The organism is Pseudomonas sp. AN-1, from assembly GCF_034057115.1.
Classification (GTDB): Bacteria; Pseudomonadota; Gammaproteobacteria; order Pseudomonadales; family Pseudomonadaceae; genus Geopseudomonas.
Window position 1 is genome coordinate 844,197 of record NZ_CP139195.1, and the last position, 16,112, is coordinate 860,308.

12 protein-coding genes are annotated in these 16,112 nt (G+C 67.6%); 4 read left to right on the forward strand and 8 right to left on the reverse strand.

Translation table 11 applies throughout. From position 1 onward, the window contains the following. Nucleotides 1-9: 9 nt before the first annotated feature. The 6 genes from SK095_RS03755 to rlmE form a co-directional block, all read right to left on the reverse strand. On the reverse strand, nt 10-1,038 hold the full coding sequence (locus tag SK095_RS03755) for a ferredoxin--NADP reductase (RefSeq protein WP_320547910.1): 1,029 nt from the start codon (nt 1,036-1,038) through the stop codon (nt 10-12). Between the two features lie 2 nt (nt 1,039-1,040). Further along, nucleotides 1,041-1,802 carry a glucose 1-dehydrogenase gene (locus SK095_RS03760; RefSeq protein ID WP_320547911.1) on the reverse strand — a complete coding sequence of 254 codons (762 nt, stop codon included), beginning with the start codon at nt 1,800-1,802 and terminating at the stop codon, nt 1,041-1,043. Nucleotides 1,803-1,816: 14 nt separating this feature from the next. After that, nucleotides 1,817-3,520: an FAD-binding protein gene (locus SK095_RS03765; RefSeq protein WP_320547912.1), complete on the reverse strand. Its 1,704-nt coding sequence runs from the start codon at nt 3,518-3,520 to the stop codon at nt 1,817-1,819. An 11-nt stretch (nt 3,521-3,531) separates the two neighbouring features. Beyond that, nucleotides 3,532-5,238, reverse strand: a complete 1,707-nt coding sequence (locus SK095_RS03770) for an FAD-dependent oxidoreductase (protein WP_201486800.1) — start codon at nt 5,236-5,238, stop codon at nt 3,532-3,534. 37 nt (nt 5,239-5,275) lie between these two features. Further along, nucleotides 5,276-6,463 (reverse strand): acyl-CoA dehydrogenase family protein, encoded by a 1,188-nt coding sequence (locus SK095_RS03775; RefSeq protein WP_320547913.1) that lies wholly within the window; start codon nt 6,461-6,463, stop codon nt 5,276-5,278. 191 nt (nt 6,464-6,654) lie between these two features. After that, the gene (gene rlmE / locus SK095_RS03780) at nt 6,655-7,275 is read right to left on the reverse strand and encodes a 23S rRNA (uridine(2552)-2'-O)-methyltransferase RlmE (protein ID WP_136489528.1); all 621 of its coding nucleotides are present in this window, start codon (nt 7,273-7,275) and stop codon (nt 6,655-6,657) included. A gap of 197 nt (nt 7,276-7,472) precedes the next feature. Here rlmE and SK095_RS03785 point away from each other — a divergent pair, with 197 nt between their 5' ends. Then, a complete protein-coding gene (locus tag SK095_RS03785) occupies nt 7,473-9,110 on the forward strand; it encodes an NAD(P)/FAD-dependent oxidoreductase (protein ID WP_320547914.1) in 1,638 nt (545 codons plus the stop codon). 10 nt (nt 9,111-9,120) lie between these two features. Further along, nucleotides 9,121-9,852, forward strand: coding sequence for an RNA methyltransferase (locus SK095_RS03790; RefSeq protein ID WP_320547915.1), 732 nt, complete (start codon nt 9,121-9,123; stop codon nt 9,850-9,852). A 189-nt stretch (nt 9,853-10,041) separates the two neighbouring features. Here the strand turns inward: SK095_RS03790 and SK095_RS03795 are convergent, their stop codons facing one another. Then, nucleotides 10,042-11,943 (reverse strand): hypothetical protein, encoded by a 1,902-nt coding sequence (locus SK095_RS03795; RefSeq protein WP_320547916.1) that lies wholly within the window; start codon nt 11,941-11,943, stop codon nt 10,042-10,044. Nucleotides 11,944-12,106: 163 nt separating this feature from the next. Between SK095_RS03795 and SK095_RS03800 the strand changes: the two genes are divergently transcribed. Next, nucleotides 12,107-13,492: an IS4 family transposase gene (locus SK095_RS03800; RefSeq protein ID WP_320547917.1), complete on the forward strand. Its 1,386-nt coding sequence runs from the start codon at nt 12,107-12,109 to the stop codon at nt 13,490-13,492. Between the two features lie 37 nt (nt 13,493-13,529). Here SK095_RS03800 and SK095_RS03805 read toward each other — a convergent pair whose 3' ends face one another. Beyond that, a complete protein-coding gene (locus SK095_RS03805) occupies nt 13,530-14,963 on the reverse strand; it encodes an aldehyde dehydrogenase family protein (RefSeq protein ID WP_320547918.1) in 1,434 nt (477 codons plus the stop codon). A gap of 157 nt (nt 14,964-15,120) precedes the next feature. Here SK095_RS03805 and SK095_RS03810 point away from each other — a divergent pair, with 157 nt between their 5' ends. After that, nucleotides 15,121-16,101, forward strand: coding sequence for a flavin reductase (locus SK095_RS03810; protein ID WP_320547919.1), 981 nt, complete (start codon nt 15,121-15,123; stop codon nt 16,099-16,101). Nucleotides 16,102-16,112 lie beyond the last annotated feature (11 nt).

The window sequence follows — 16,112 nt, forward strand, 5'->3', positions numbered from 1 at the left end:
ATCCGTATCTCAGTCGGGGAAGCGCACGCGCACGTGCGCGCTGGTGGCCACGGCCTGGCAGGCCAGGGTCCAGCCTTCGTTCAGTTCCTGCTGGTCGAGAGCCTCGTTGCGCAGCAGCTCGACCTCGCCCTGCTCCACCGTGCACATGCACGAGGCGCAGGCGCCGACCAGGCAGGAGTGCGGCGCGCGCACCCCGGCGCGGCGCATGGCGTCGAGCAGGGTCTCGCCGGGTTGGCAGTCGAGGGCGTGCTCGGCGCCGTCGAGGCGTACCTCAAGATGCGCGGCCACCGCCGCCTCGCTGACCACGGCCTCGCCCTGCTCGCCCTCGCCGGGCAGCGAGACGAAGCGCTCGACGTGCACCTTGGCGCTGGGCACCTCGAGGCTGTGCAGCGCGGTCACCGCGGCGTCCATGAACGGGCCGGGGCCGCAGATGAAGGCCTCGGCGTGCCTGAACGGCCGCGCCAGTTCGGCGAGCTGCTCGACGGCGGGGATGCCCTGCACCGAGTCCAGCCAGTGGATCACCTGCAGGCGGCGAGGATGGGCGGCGGCCAGTGCCTTCAGCTCGTCGCGGAAGATCACCGAGGCCTCGTCGCGGTTGGCGTAGATCAGCAGCACGCGGCCGGAGCCGGCGTGCAGCACCGAGCGCAGGATCGACAGCACCGGGGTGACGCCGCTGCCGCCGCCGAACAGCAGGAAGTCGCCGTCCAGGCTGCGCGGCACGAACACCCCGGCCGGCGCCATCACCTCGATGGCATCGCCGGCCTTGGGTACGTCGCACAGCCAGTTGGAAGCGCGGCCGTCGCGCACGCGCTTGACGGTGACGCGCAGCGGCTCATCCAGCAGCGGCGTGCTGGACAGCGAGTAGCAGCGCGGCAGCCAGCTGCCCTCGTGGGGGATGCGCAGGGTGAGGAACTGGCCCGGCTTGTACTTGAACTGGCCGGCCAGTTCGGCCGGCACCTCGAACACCAGCGAGCGGGCGTCGGCGGTTTCCTCGATGACCTGCGCCACGCGCAGGGAGATGTATTCGGGACTGTTCATGGCTAGATACTCATGACGAACTGGCCGCTGTCGATGCGCAGTTCCATGCCGTTGATGGCGCGCGACTCGTCGCTGGCCAGGTACAGGGCGGCGGCAGCGACGTCCTCGGGCAGGCACATGCGGTTCATCGGGTCGCTGTCGATGGTGAACTTCGCCGGGTCGATGCCCGGCGGGTAGCTGGCGACGGTCATCGGCGTCAGCACGCCGTCGGGATGCAGCGAGTTGCAGCGGATGCGGTACTTCTGCCGACGGCAGTGGGCCGCCACGGCGCGGTTGAGGGCGGCCACCGCGCCCTTGGAGGCGCCGTAGGCGGCATAGTCGTCGCGCCCGGCCAGGGCGGCGATGGACGAGACGTTGATGATCGAGCCGCCGCCGCTGTCCTTCATCAGCGCGACGGCCATGCGGCAGCCGAGGAAGGCGCTGTCGGAGTTGACGCGCAGCAGCTTGTGCCAGTCGTCGAGGCTGGCTTCCTCGATGCTGCCCTTGAGCAGGATGCCGGCGTTGTTGACCAGCACGTCGAGGCGGCCGTAACGCTCGCGGATCAGTTCGGCGACCGCGTTCCAGTCGGCCTCGCTGGCGGCGTCGTGGCGGACGAAGCTGGCCGCCTGGCCAAGCTCCTCGGCCAGCGCCTGGCCGGCGTCGGCATTGAGGTCGCTGATCAGCACCCGCGCGCCCTCGCCCACCAGCGCCTGCACGATGGCACGGCCGATGCCGCTGGCGCCGCCGGTGACCAGGGCAATCTTGTCCTGTACCCGTCCTGTCATGTTCGTCTCCTGGTTCAGGCGGGCGCGCCGGCTGGCGCGGCCCGGGTGGTCATGGTGTGGTTCGCCTGGGCCGCCGCTTCGCCGGCGCGGCGGCCGGAGAACACGCAGTCGGCCAGCGACAAGCCGCTGATATAGAGGTGCGAGGGAATGCCGATGGCGGTGCGTCCGGCGGCGTACAGGCCGGGGATGGCCTGGCCCTGGGTATCGAGCACCGCGCCGTTGTCTTCGTCGACCTTGAGGCCGCCCAGGGTCAGCGCGCCAAGCGGGAACACCGGGTTACCCACCGAGATGTCGCAGGCGTAGAACGGCCCCTGGTCGAGCACCTGGCGGCTGCTTTCCGACTTGCCGACCGGGTCCGGCGCGGTGCCGCGAGCGGCGGCGTTGTAGGCGCGCAAGGACTCCTCAAGCAGCGCCGGCTGCATGCCAGTGACGCCCGCCAGTTCGCGGGCGGTGCGGCCCTTGCGCACCTTGAGCAGCATCAGCGCCAGCGCCGGCAAGCTCTGGAACCACCAGTAGCCGCCGAACAGCGCCTGTTTGATCGACTGGCGACGCAGGCGCGCGTCAAGCACCAGCCAGGCCTTGCCGCCCTGCTCCTCGCACAGCGGGTAGCCGAGGGTGCCGCCGTAGACTTCCTCGTTGACGAAGCGCTGGCCAGCCGTGTTGACCACGATGCCCTTCGGCCAGCACAGCGGCGGGTTGATGAAGCGCCACGGCGAGACCTGCTGCAGGCGGTCGCTGGCCGCCCCGGCGGAGAGGCCCAGGCGCAGGCCGCTGCCGTCGCAGCCGGTGGCGCCGACCTTGAAGTTGCGCCGGTACTTGGGCGCGTGTTCGCCGATCATCGCCCGGTTGAAGATGAAGCCGCCGGTGCTGAGGATCACCCCGCGGCGGGCTAGCACCAGGCGCGGCCGGGCGTGCTGCTGTTCGATCCGCGCCAGCTTGCGGCGCAGGCCGTCGCAGTAGCTCGGCGCGAAGTTCTGCAGGCGCTCGGCGCGCGCGGCCAGCTTGGCGTGCTCCCTGGCCGCCGCGCTGCCGGGCGGCAGGCACCACAGCTCGGCGCCGATCACCCGGCCCCGGGCGTCCAGCACCAGGCGGCGCGCGGCGGATTGCGTCTGCGGGCGCACGCCGGCCTTCAGGCAGGCGCGCTGCAGGTGGCCGTAGAGCACCGCGCCGCACTGGCCCTTGCCGACCGTGCGGTGGCCGCGCGGCGCCGGTGGCAGCGCGCCGCGGTGCGAGGGCACCATCTCGTTGCCCGAGTAGTAGAGGAAGTAGCCGTCCGGCGGATAGGAGGTCTTGCCGCCGCCCGGCGGCATGCTGTGCGCGTAGCGCGCGCCGTGGCCTTCCAGCCACGCCAGGTTGGCCGCGCTGGACTCGCAGAAGCGACGCAGGGTGGCGTCGCCGATCACGCCCTGGGTCTCGTGCTTGAGGTAGTCGAACATCGCCTCGGGGCTGTCGGCGTAGCCGGCGTCGCGCTGCTGGCGGGTGCCACCGCCCGCGTACACCACCCCGCCGCTCTTGGCGCTGGCGCCGCCGCCGGTGAAGCGGTCGGCGACCAGCACGTCGGCGCCCCGGGCGCGGGCCTCCAGCGCCGCGCAGGCTCCGGCCGCGCCCCAGCCGATCACCAGCACGTCGCACTGATCGTCCCACTGCAGGCTGCTGGCATCGGCCACCTGCAGCGGCAGCTGGATGTCGGTGCAGGTGGAAATCGCATCGTGCTTCATGACCGCTCTCCTCAGGCGCTGGCAGCGATGTGCCGGGCGGCGATGTAGCCGAAGGTCATCGCCGGGCCGAGGGTGCCGCCGGCACCGGGGTAGCTGGTGCCCATCACCGAGGCCGAGGTATTGCCGATGGCGTACAGGCCGGGGATCGGCTGGCCGTTCTCGTGCAGCACCTGGGCGTTGGCGTTGGTCAGCAGGCCGCCCTTGGTGCCGATGTCGCCGGCATCCAGGCGCATGGCGTAGAACGGCCCCTTGGCGATCGGCGCCAGGCACGGGTTGGGCTTGACGTTGCTGTCGCCGTAGTAGCGGTCGAACACGTTGCCGCCGCGGGCGAAGTCGGCGTCGACGCCGGTGCGGGCGAACTCGTTGACGCGCTTGACGGTGGCATCCAGGCCGGCGGGATCGACGCCGATCTGCCGGGCCAGGCCGTCGAGGCTGTCGGCCTTCCAGTACACGGTGTTCAGCCACTCCTTGCGCAGACGGCTGTCCGGCGACACCTGGGCCGGCATCAGCGGACCCATGGCGTAGTTGAAGCGGTAGTGGGCGTCGAAGATCACCCAGGCCGGGATGCTCTTGGCGTCCTTCTGGTGCTCCTTGTACATGGCGTCGACGAACTCCAGGTACGGCGCCGCCTCGTTGACGAAGCGCTTGCCCAGGCCGTTGACCACGATGGCGCCGGGGAAGGCGCGCTCGGCGAAGATACCGCGCGGCTTCTCTTCACCCGGCACCTTGATGGTCGGTGCCCACCAGGCCCAGTCCATCAGCTCGGTGGCGGCGCCGATGGCCTGCGCGGCCTCCAGCGCGGCGCCGGTGTTGTTGCCCGGCGGAGTGGCGCTCCAGTCGACGCGGGTCGGCTGCGGCAGGTACTTCTCGCGCAGCGCCTGGTTCTGCTCGAAGCCGCCGCAGCCGAAGATCACCCCGCGACGCGCCTGCAGGGTCATCTTCTGGCCTTCGCGCACCACCTGGATGCCGGTGACCCGGCCGTTCTCCACCACCAGCTCACGGAAGTCGGTGTTCAGCCACAGCGGCACGTCGCGGTCCATCAGCGAACGGCGCAGCGCGGCGATCAGCGAGGCGCCGAGGGCGGCGCGGCGGTCCATCTTGGTCTTGCGCCGCCACTTGAAGTCGAGCTTGTAGCGGGCGATCAGGCCGAGAATCATCAGTCGCCAGCCGAACTCGCGGGACATCGCCTTGTGCGCGTGGCGCGCGGTCCAGGCGATGCAGCCCATCAGCAGGGTGGTCGGCGACGGCTTGCGCATGTGCTCGTATTCGTCGCCGAGCAGGCTGGTGTCGAACAGCTCGGGGTCGAGGCTGCGCCCGCCGGGCAGCGAGCCGGGCAGGTGCTGGTAGTAGTCCGGGTACTTCTCGGCCACCGCGTAGCGCACGCGGCTACGGGTCTCGAGGTAGTGGATCATCCGCGGCGCGTACTCGAGGTAGGCGCGCAGGCGCTCCTCGTCGATCTTGCCCTCGGTGGAGGCCTTCAGGTAGGTCAGCGCCTTGTCGTAGCTGTCCTTGCCACCCTTCTCGGCGAAGTAGTGGTTGTTGGGGATCCAGATGCCGCCGCCGGAGATCGCCGAGGTGCCGCCGTACTTGTCGCTCTTCTCGACGACCAGCACCGAGAGGCCCTGGTCGGCAGCGACCACCGCCGCCGACATGGCGCCTGCGCCGGAGCCGACGACGATCACGTCGTAGGCGGATTGGGGCCGAACCTGTGTTGTCATTGTTTTCGTGTCCTTTGCCGTGGTGGTCGAGCCGAATTCAGACGTACGGATCGGGGTTGGGCAGGCCGAGCTGCACCGCGCCGTAGCTGCGGCCGTAGGCGGCCACGTTGTTGGAGATGTGCCCGCGCGCCTGGTGCAGGTCGCGGAAGGTGCGCGCCACCGGGTTGGTGTTGTACAGGCCGGAGGCGGCCATCGAGCGCAGCAGGTCGCTGACCCGCTCGGCACAGATATTGGTGACCTGGGCGGACTGGTAGCGGTACAGCAGGCGGGTCTCGGTGTCGGGGATCTCGCCCTTCTCGGCCAGCGCCAGCATGTGCGCGAAGTTGCGCTCGAGCACCAGCTTGAAGGCGTCGACGGTGGTGATCGCCTCGGCCACCGCGGTCTGCGCCACCGGGTCCTCGGCGGTCTTGGCGCCGTGCTTGCCGATGTGGCGGGCGGCGTTGTCGCGGAACTCGTTGATCGCGCCCTGCAGGGCGCCGAGGCACGAGCTGGACACCGCGCGGGTGAACACCTGGGCGAAGGGCAGCGCGTAGATCGGGTTGGTGTTGACCTCGCGGCCCGGGGTGGCCGCCAGGCTGGCGTTGTTGGTGCGCTGCACGCGGTGGGCGGGGACGAAGGCGTCCTCGATCACGATGTCGTGGCTGCCGGTGCCGCGCAGGCCGAGCACGTCCCAGTTCTTCTCGATGCGGTAGTCGCTGCGCGGCACCAGGAAGGTGCCGTGCTCGACCGGCAGGTCGCCGTCGGCCGGCAGGACGCCGCCGAGCAGGCACCACTGGCAGTGCTCGCTGCCGCTGGAGAAGCCCCAGCGCCCGCTGATGCGGTAGCCGCCTTCCACCGGGGTGACCTTGGCCACCGGCATGTAGGTGGAGGAAATCAGCGTCGAGGTGTCCTCGCCCCACACGTCCTGCTGGGCCTCGACCGGGTAGCGGGCCAGCTGCCAGGGGTGCACGCCCATCACGCCGTAGATCCAGGCGGTGGACATGCAGCCTTCGGCGAGGGTCATCTGGATCTCGAAGAAGGTGCGCGGGTCGACCTCGTAGCCGTCCCACTGCTTGGGCTGCAGGGCGCGGAACAGGCCGGCCTCCTGCATCTCGCGGATGGTCTCGTCGGGCACCTTGCCCTCGCGGTCGGCCCGCTCGGCCCGCTCGCGCAGGGCGGGCACCAGGCGGCGGGCGCGAGCGATCAGCTCGATCTCTACCGCGGTTTTCTCTCGCATGACATGCATCGCCAACTCCTCCATCCATCTCGATGAGCGAATCTGCTCGTGGCTTCGATCATCGGGCGCGGCCAGGCTGCGCTCATCGTCAAACCGGACTAGGCAGAAGCATGCAGACGGCGGACAGCAAAAGGCCCGGCGCTGGGCCGGGCCTTGGAAGGCGTGGGATGGGGAGTCGGAAGCGGCGTGGCGTGGCTGGCTTAGCCTTTGAAGCCCTTGGCCACGAAATACACCTCGCTCGAGCGGGAGCGCGAGGCATCGGGCTTGCGCACCACGACCTTTTCGAACGAGGTGCGGACATCCTTCAGGAACTCGTCCGAGCCTTCGCCCTGGAACACCTTGACCGCAAAGTTGCCGCCCGGCTTGAGCACCTGGCGGACCATGTCGAGGACCAGCTCGACCAGGTACATCGAGGAAGCCTGATCGGCGGCGGCAACCCCGCTGATGTTGGGGGCGATGTCGGAGATGATCAGGTCGGGCTGCCGGCCATCGAGCTTGTCGAGAATCTGCTGGAACACCTTGTCGTCGGTGAAGTCGCCCTGGATGAAGTCGACGTTTTCCAGCGAGTCCATCGGCAGGATGTCGCTGGCCAGCACCCGTCCCTTGTCGCCCACCAGACGGCCCGCCACCTGCGACCAGCCACCGGGCGCCGAGCCCAGATCCATGACCAGCATGCCGGGGCGGATCAGCTTGTCCTTCTCGATCAGCTCGAGCAGCTTGTAGGCGGCGCGCGAGCGATAACCGTCCTTCTGCGCCTGTTTGACGTAGGGATCGTTGACGTGTTCTTTCAGCCAGCGGCTGCTGCTTTTGGAGCGTTTCATGATGGAGCCAACCACGGAAATCAGGTGAGGAGCGGGCCAGCGCATGAGGCATGGGGCCGCAAAATGGCGGCAAGTATACGCCGATAGGGCTTGGCGCGGCACCGCCCCTGACAGGGGCGGGCGCCAGCAGCTACAATTCGCGCCTTTCCCCTCCCCCAGTTGCTTCCTTTGCCGGAGACACCGGCCAGGATTACCCCATGATTCGCATCAACGAACTGTCCCTGCCCCTCGACCACTCCCCCGAGGAGCTGCGCGCGGCCATCGTCAAGCGCCTGAATATCCGCGACGCCGACCTGCTGAACTTCAGCGTGTTCAAGCGCAGCTACGATGCCCGCAAGAAGAACAGCGTCATCCTGTTCATCTACATCATCAACCTGGAAGCCCGCGACGAGGCGTCGATCCTGGCGCGCCTGGCCGATGACAAGAACATCCGTCCGGCCCCGGACACCAGCTACCACCCGGTAGCCCAGGCACCGGCCGAGCTGAGCGAGCGGCCGCTGGTGGTGGGTTTCGGTCCCTGCGGCCTGTTCGCCGCCCTGCTGCTGGCGCAGATGGGCTTCAAGCCCATCGTGCTGGAGCGCGGCAAGGATGTGCGTCGGCGCACCAAGGACACCTGGGCCCTGTGGCGCAAGAAGACCCTGACCCCGGAATCCAACGTGCAGTTCGGCGAGGGCGGTGCCGGCCTGTTCTCCGACGGCAAGCTCTACAGCCAGATCAAGGACCCGAAGTTCTACGGCCGCAAGGTGATGCACGAGTTCGTCCGCGCCGGCGCGCCGGAAGAGATCATGTACGTCAGCAAGCCGCACATCGGCACCTTCCGCCTCACCGGCGTGGTCTCCACCATGCGCGAGGAGATCATCGCCCTGGGTGGCGAGGTGCGCTTCGAAAGCAAGGTGACCGACCTGCTGATCGACGACGGCCAGCTCGAGGGCGTGGTGCTGGAGAGCGGCGAAACCCTGCGCAGCCGCCATGTGGTGCTGGCGCTGGGCCACAGCTCGCGCGACACCTTCCGCATGCTGCACCGCCAGGGCGTATTCCTCGAGGCCAAGCCGTTTGCCGTGGGCTTCCGTATCGAACATCCGCAATCGATGATCGACCAGGCGCGCCTGGGCAAATACGCCGGCCATCCGGAACTGGGCGCCGCCGACTACAAGCTGGTGCACCAGGCCAAGAATGGCCGTGCGGTATACAGCTTCTGCATGTGCCCCGGCGGCACCGTGGTGGCCGCCACCTCCGAGCCGGAGCGCGTGGTGACCAACGGCATGAGCCAGTACTCGCGCAACGAGCGCAACGCCAATGCCGGCATCGTCGTCGGCATCAACCCGGAGCAGGACTTCCCCGGCGGCCCGCTGGCCGGCGTGGAGTTCCAGGAGCGCCTGGAGTCGCGGGCCTACGTACTGGGTGGCAGCGACTACTGCGCACCCGCGCAACTGGTCGGCGACTTCATCCGCGGCGTGCCGTCGAGCGAGTTCGGCGAGGTCGAGCCCTCCTACAAACCCGGCGTGCGCCTGGGCGATCTGGCGCCGTCGCTGCCGGACTATGCGATCGAGGCCATCCGCGAGGCGCTGCCGGTCTTCGGCAAGCAGATCCGCGGCTTCGACCGCAACGACGCCGTGCTCACCGGCATCGAAACCCGCACCTCGTCGCCGGTGCGCATCACCCGCGACCCGGAGACCCTGCAAAGCCTCAACCTGCGCGGCCTGTTCCCGGCCGGCGAAGGTGCCGGCTATGCCGGCGGCATCCTGTCGGCGGGCGTGGATGGCATCAAGGTCGCCGAAGCGGTGGCCAGGTCGATGCTGGCCGGGCTCGAACCGACCGCCGCGCAGAGCCACTGAGCGAGCCTCGATGAAACTCGACGACATCAAGAAACTGCACCAGAAAAAGTACCGGGCCGAGTTCGGGCATTTCCTGGTGGAGGGCGAGCACCTGCTGCTGGAGCTGCAGAAAGCCGCGGCCCACGACCCGCGGCTGCTGCGCAGCCAGCTGTACGTGACCGGCGCCTACGAGCACTGGCAGAGCCCGTTCAGGACCCACCTGATCAGCGAGCGCCAGATGGCGCAGATCGCCGACACCAAGACGCCGCAGGGCATTCTTGCCGTGGTGCCGATGCCGGAAGCTGCCGCGCCGGTTTCTGCTTCCGCAGGAAACGAGCGCGCCATCTACCTGCATGAAATCCAGGACCCCGGCAACCTCGGCACCATCCTGCGCACCCTGGCCTGGTTCGGCGGCTTCCGCTGCCTGCTCAGCCCCGGCAGCGTCGACCCGTACAACCCCAAGGTGGTGCGCTCCAGCATGGGCGCGATCTTCCATACGCCGCTCGAGCTGGATGTCGAACTGGACTCGCTGCGTTCGCGCTTCGCCCGCATCGCCTGCCTGGACATGCAGGGCGAGCGCATGCAGTCGGCCAGCTTCAGGAACTTCGACTGCTATCTGTTCGGCAACGAAGCCCGCGGCGTGCCCCGCGAGCAGCTGACCGCCCTCCACGCCCAGCCCTTCACGATTGCCGGGTGCGGCAGCATCGAATCGCTGAACCTGGCCACGACGGTCAACATGTGTGCGTATGAGTTGAGCCGCTGAGGGGTTCGGAATGGCCACGGCCGGGGGTTGGCTGATGGCTCCCACGCTCCGCGTGGGAGCCTGGCTGGCGACGCTCCGCGTCGCTAAGGCTCTGCGGTTGTGCGCAGCCTCGGGAGGACACTGAGCGTCGAGGGCTGCGTTCCCACGCGGGAGCGTGGGGACGATCAAAAAACTCGCAGGAGTTCGCCTTCACTGCCTGGCATGGAGAATGTAGTTGATCCAGTCGTGATGGGTGGTGGGGAAGTAGATCTTCCCGGAGCAACGAGTAATTGCTGTGTAGAGCAGCGCCAATTTTCGCGACAGTTCCTGCTTGCTGCGCAAGTCGACGGAGTAATAAATATCTTCGGAAATGGCCACCCTGGGTAGCTCGAAGTTCTTCGCCGCAGCCACCGTGACGATCAAGTGACGGTTCGGAATACCCCGCCCCAGCTCGTTCAGCTCTGCGCCGTTGTACAGTCCGGAAACCCCGAACTTGGTACCGACCTTTTCAAGCCAGTCCTCGACGCGCACGAAGGCGTCGTTCCAGGTCATCCTGGCGCGCAACTCGGTCCACGTTCGATAACCTGCGAGCTTGGGGTGCTGCGGACTCGCCAGCCCGGTGTAGAGACTGAGGCAGTCCTCCAAGAAGGTCCCCAGTTCCACGCTTTTAGCCACCGCAGCGCCCTTGCCATGATGACGGTTGCGTATCAGCCAATCGAACACCCCCCATTCGTCGGCGACCAGAACGGCAGCGGGCTCCGGCGGAAACTGTCCGGCCGGATACTCAGCGATCAGCGTTTCCTTCTCGACATTGCCCGTGAAGGGCTCTACCCGTGCGTCCGGGTGAGCGTAGATCAGCGGATTCAGGTACTCGGCAAGCTGCGGACCGGCACGCAGCGAGAGCGTCATCTCGCGGTGGCGAATGCTGGCAGCATGGGAAACGGGGCGGCCCTGGAGGTTCTGGAACTGATCGCCCAAGGTGATCACCACCTGCGGAGAGCGATCGAGGATTTCAACCATAGGACTGATCAGGTCGTGCCCCTCGTCGATGACCACCACCTGGTATACAGCCGGAATATGCAGCCCCATCAGGGCGATCTGCTTCAGGCGGTGCCAGCCGGTGACCGGGATTGCCAGGTCCTGGCGGTCAAGATCGATCATCGCCGACCAGAGCTGGTTGGCCAGCGTGACCAGCAGCTGCTGCTGAACGGCTGAGAGCGACGCCAGCAAGGTGAGAGGCAGGTGGCTGGCGGTGATGTCCCTGTCGGTGGACAGGCAGAACTTGTTGATCGCCGGACGCAGCGCGCGAACGATCTGAGGGCCACTCAGGTTGCCCAATGACGAGATATTCAGCCGTTCCGCAACGCTTTCAGCAGAAAAGCGGCGGTTGGCGGCTGCCCTGATCTTGTCCTTCAGCAGCGGATTGCCACGGGCCAGGATCAGGCTGGCGAGTTCGAAGAAGGTGAGTGCCTGGATTTTCTGCTGGGAGAACTGGTTTCTGACCGGCCACAGCTTGCTCTCGATGTCTGCCAGGAACAGGCACTTCTTGCCCTGCAGGATGCCGACGACTTCCTTGAGGAGAAAGGTCTTTCCCGAGCCCGCATAAGCCTGGGCCTCGATGGAGTCGCCAGGGTTGGCGCGGATGGTCTCGATCAACCGGTGCTGCGGATCACTCAAGCGAATGATCTGGCCACCGGGTAGCGAGTGACCGTATTGGAACACACGTGAAGGCCGATCATAGGCCCTGGCGAAATCGAAGTTCCACGAACCGTCGGGGTGAACGTACCGGCGCAGCGTCACCGCATTCTGGTCGATAAGGCCGATCCTCATAGCAGGCGCGATCTGCAAGCCGGCTGCGAATGCCGATTGGCTGTAAGACTCGGCCAGCGCCGACGCCAGGAGGTCGCTCGGGTGCTCCAGCAAACTGGCAAAAATGCGCTCCATCTCCAACGGTGGTCTAGACCGCTCCGCCAGTTTTGGCAATTGGAGAAGATAGAGAATCGCCGCTGTCTCATAACGGCACGGTTGTTCCGAGTCGAGCGGCGTGCCGCTGGCCAGGGCTGTGCCGCACTCTTCACTGAGGGGTAAATACCAGGCGGGCTGCGTCATCATCGGAACAAAGGAGTATTCAAGGACCTGCGTTCATACCAAAGGGCGTGCGCATGGGTCAACGCAACAGGCATTCAGGCACACGTGTTGATCGTTCCCACGCTCCCGCGCTCGTCGTTATACACAAGTTCAGTCACCATCTTAGGTTTTCCGAGGGAGTACAGGGATGTCATCCGCGAGCTGGGCTGAGGAAGAGATGCGCACGGCAAACCTGGGCGATGAGCGATTGAATGCGCGTGTCGCCAAACTGCTGGAGCAGTTGGGTGCACATCCACGCAACAGCATTCCTACCGCTTGCCGGAGCTGGGCAGAGACGATGGCGGCCTACCGCTTCTTCGATAACGAGAAGGCCACTTTCGAAACAGTTCTGGCCCCCCATCGGGATGCCACCTTGCAGCGCATGGAGTGCTGTCCCGTGGTGCTGTTAGCTCAGGACACGACCGAGCTCGACAAGTGGGTCAATCTGGGCCCCAAGGGCGTGGGCACCATCAAGGAACGGCAGAAGCATCCCCGTCGACTCCATCCGACCGTGGCGTTCACACCGGAACGGGTTTGTCTGGGCGTGGTGGCAGCCGAGTGGTGGCAGCGTGATGAGCCGAGCCCACGCAAGGAACGGCGCGGAAAAGGAGTGGACGAGAAGGAAAGTCGACGCTGGATCGACAGCTACCAGAGCAGTTGTGCGCTACAGGGGCAGCTCCCGCAAAGCCAGGTCGTCAATCTCGCCGACGCCGAAGGTGATCTGTACGAGTGGTTCGTCGAGTATGAAGACGTCGCTGCGACGACACGGGCGCAATGGATTGTGCGCGCAGCACAGGATCGCCGCGTGCTGGGCGGTGCTGCCGACAAGCTGTGGGCCTCTGTGGCGGCGACGCCAAGCCTGGGGCAAGTCGAGGTTGAGGTACGGGCGCGCCCGAAACGTCCCGCCCGCCTGGCGCAGGTCACTCTGCGCTCTGCCAGTCTCACGCTGCAACCACCGTCCCGCGTCGGGCATCGCTTGCCTGAGGTCATGATCAATGCCGTCCTGGCTTGCGAGGAGCACCCGCCGGAGGGCGTCGAGCCGTTGGAGTGGTTGCTGCTGACAAGCCTGCCGGTGGAAGGCCTGGCCCAAGCCGTTACAGTCGTCGAATGGTATGCCGTGCGCTGGTGTATCGAGGTTTACTTCCACGTTCTGAAGAATGGTTGCCAGATCAATCGACTGCAGCTGGAGACCGAAGAGCGACTACTGCCCTGCATCGGGCTTTACCTGGTCGTGACATGGCGGGTGCTGTACAGCCTGATGTTGGGGCGAAGCTGTCCAGGTCTGAGCTGCGAGCTGGTGTTCGAGGCTCGGGAGTGGCGGGCCGCCTACATGGTGGCCAAGCGTTGCATGCCGCCACAGACTCCCCCCTCGCTGGGTGAGGTCGTGATGCTGATAGCCAGCCTGGGCGGCTATTTGGGGCGCAAGCACGATGGGCCACCCGGGCCCAAGGCAATGTGGACCGGGCTGCAGCGGTTGCGGGACTTTGTCATCGCTTTTGAGGCCCGCGACGCGCTCACCGGGACTTGTGTATAACGACGAGCGCCGGAGCGTGGGAGCCATCACGGTGGGCTCAGGGCGTGACTTGCGCCTCCATCGCCGCAAGGAAATGCTCGCCGTAGGGCGGCAACAGCCCCCACTCGCGGCGCGGGTCGTAGGCGCCGGCCTCGAACACGGTGCGCGCGTGGCTGAATTCGAGGAAGCCTTCGCGGCCGTGGTAGTGGCCCATGCCGGAGGCGCCGATGCCGCCGAACGGCGCGTCCTGCATGGCGGCGTGCATCATCGCGTCGTTGATGGTCACCCCGCCGGACAGGCTGTGCTCCAGCACCCGCTGCTTCTCGGCCTCGTCCGTGCCAAACCAGTACAGCGCCAGCGGCCGGTCGCGGCCGTTGATGTCAGCGAGCACCGCGTCGATCGCGTCGTAGGGCAGCAGGACCATGGCCGGGCCGAAGATCTCCTCCTGCTGGATGCGGCAACTCTGCGGCGGGTCGACTACCACGCGCAGCGGCCGGCGGCGGTCGGCGGGATCAGTTGGCAAGACTTCGGGCAGCGACTCAACGCGCACCCCGGCGGCCACGGCATCCTCCACCAGCCCCTCGACCCGCGCCAGATGGCGCTGGTTGACCACGGCCACCACGTCCGGGTTGCCCTGCACCTGCGGGAACAGGCTGGCGTAGGCGCCCTGCAGCTCGACGAGGAACGCCTCGACCTGCTCGCGCGGCACATAGACCAGGTCCGGGTTGACGCACAGCTGGCCGCCGTTGCTGGCCTTGGCGGCGGCGATGCGGAAGGCGGCGGTGGCCAGGTCGGCGCTGCGCGAAACGATGGTCGGCGACTTGCCGCCCAGCTCCAGGGTCACCGGCACCAGGTTGTCGGCGGCGTTGCGCATCACCGCCTTGCCGATGGCGGTGCTGCCGGTGAACACCAGGTGGTCGAACGGCTGGCGGGTGACGGCCTCGGCCATCTCGGCGCCACCCATGGCCACGCCGACCACCTGCGGGTCGAGGTGCTCGGCGCAGGCGGCGGCCAGCACCGCGGCGGTGCGCGGGGCGATTTCCGAGGGCTTGAGGATCGCCCGGTTGCCGGCGGCCAGCACGTAGGCCAGCGGGCTGAGCAGGGTGAACAGCGGCGCGTTCCAGGTGCCGACGATGGCCACCGCCCCCTTGGGCTGGTAGAGCACCCGCGCCTTGGCACCGAGCTGGTCGTAGGGCGGGAACGGCTGGCGCTCCTGCGGCTGCATCCAGTCTTCCAGGTGGTCGCGGGCGTGCTTGAGCGAGGCCAGCGAGCCGAGCACGTCGTTCATCAGCGAGAAGCCCGCCGGGCGATTGCCGAAGTCCTCGTCCATCGCCTTCGCCAGCGGCTTGTGCCAGGCCACCAGCAGGTCGATCACCTGCTGGATGCGCCGGCGCCGTTCGCCTGCGGGGACGGCGCCCTCGGCAATGAAGGCGGTCTTCTGCGCAGCCAGCAGCGCGGCCAGCCCCTCGACAGTGGTAATCACGGAACTCATCGAACCTCCTCGATCCTTGCGGCGGCGGCCGGTGCGGCGCCCTGCGGCGATAGTGGCGAGGGCCGCCTTTCCGACGCCTCGTCCATAGAGACGATGCCACGTCCCGCCTGCGCTGCGAATACTCTGTGCACCATCCCCCGAACCCGCGAGGCAGAGCATGAACGCTCCGGCTACCTTCGACCCGCAGGCCTTCCGTGCCGCCCTGGGCACCTTCACCACCGGGGTGACCATCATCACCACCCGCACCGCCGAGGGCGAGGCGGTCGGCATCACTGCCAACAGCTTCAACTCGGTGTCGCTCAATCCACCGCTGGTGCTGTGGAGCCTGGCCAAGAGCGCACGCAGCCTGCCGGCGTTCAGCGAAAGCCGCTTCTGGAACGTGCACGTGCTGGCCGCCGAGCAGGAGCCGCTGTCCGGGCGCTTCGCCACCCAGGGCAGCGACAAGTTCGCCGGCATCGAGCTGGACGACGGCATCGGCCCGGCGCCGCTGCTGCCCGGCTGCACCGCGCGCTTCCAGTGCCGCACCGCCTTCCAGTACGAGGGCGGCGACCATGTGATCTTCGTCGGCGAGGTGCTCGCCTTCGACAGCAGCGAGCGGCCGCCGCTGGCCTTCCAGAGCGGCCAGTACGCGCTGGCCGCGCGCAAGCCGCGCCAGGAACTGCGCCTGGGCGCCACCCCGCCGCCGGAATGCAGCTACACCGAGGACCTGCTCGGCTACCTGCTCGGCCGTGCCCACTACCAGATGCTCGACAGCCTGCGCCGCCTGCTGGCCGCGCAGAGCCTCGACGAGCACGTGTTTTTCATCCTCTCGGTGCTGTGCATCAGCGACAACCTGACCCTCGACGAACTTAACGCCTTCGTCGCCTACACCGGCCACCGGGTGAGCGCACAGACGCTGGCCGAGCTGGAGCACAGCGACCTGATCGCCGGCGAGCAGGACGGCGAAGGCGAGCGCCGCTACCTGCTGACCGCTGCCGGCCGCGAACGCTCGCTGCACGAGATCGCCCTGGCCAAGGCCGTCGAGAGCGAGGTCGCCGACAAGCTGGAGCCCGGCGACGTGATGGCCCTCAAGGTCCTGCTCAAGCGCCTGGTGGCCGCCACCGATCCGGGCCTGCCGGACCTGTGGGCGGCGCGCTGAAACCTTTCCCG

Coding starts and splice junctions, on each gene's coding strand:
- SK095_RS03765 (WP_320547912.1), bottom strand. CDS start 3,520: ATGAAGCACGATGCGATTTCCACCTGCACCGACATCCAGCTGCCGCTG.
- SK095_RS03790 (WP_320547915.1), top strand. CDS start 9,121: ATGAAACTCGACGACATCAAGAAACTGCACCAGAAAAAGTACCGGGCC.
- rlmE (WP_136489528.1), bottom strand. CDS start 7,275: ATGAAACGCTCCAAAAGCAGCAGCCGCTGGCTGAAAGAACACGTCAAC.
- SK095_RS03800 (WP_320547917.1), top strand. CDS start 12,107: ATGTCATCCGCGAGCTGGGCTGAGGAAGAGATGCGCACGGCAAACCTG.
- SK095_RS03805 (WP_320547918.1), bottom strand. CDS start 14,963: ATGAGTTCCGTGATTACCACTGTCGAGGGGCTGGCCGCGCTGCTGGCT.
- SK095_RS03770 (WP_201486800.1), bottom strand. CDS start 5,238: ATGACAACACAGGTTCGGCCCCAATCCGCCTACGACGTGATCGTCGTC.
- SK095_RS03760 (WP_320547911.1), bottom strand. CDS start 1,802: ATGACAGGACGGGTACAGGACAAGATTGCCCTGGTCACCGGCGGCGCC.
- SK095_RS03785 (WP_320547914.1), top strand. CDS start 7,473: ATGATTCGCATCAACGAACTGTCCCTGCCCCTCGACCACTCCCCCGAG.
- SK095_RS03775 (WP_320547913.1), bottom strand. CDS start 6,463: ATGCATGTCATGCGAGAGAAAACCGCGGTAGAGATCGAGCTGATCGCT.
- SK095_RS03810 (WP_320547919.1), top strand. CDS start 15,121: ATGAACGCTCCGGCTACCTTCGACCCGCAGGCCTTCCGTGCCGCCCTG.
- SK095_RS03755 (WP_320547910.1), bottom strand. CDS start 1,038: ATGAACAGTCCCGAATACATCTCCCTGCGCGTGGCGCAGGTCATCGAG.
- SK095_RS03795 (WP_320547916.1), bottom strand. CDS start 11,943: ATGATGACGCAGCCCGCCTGGTATTTACCCCTCAGTGAAGAGTGCGGC.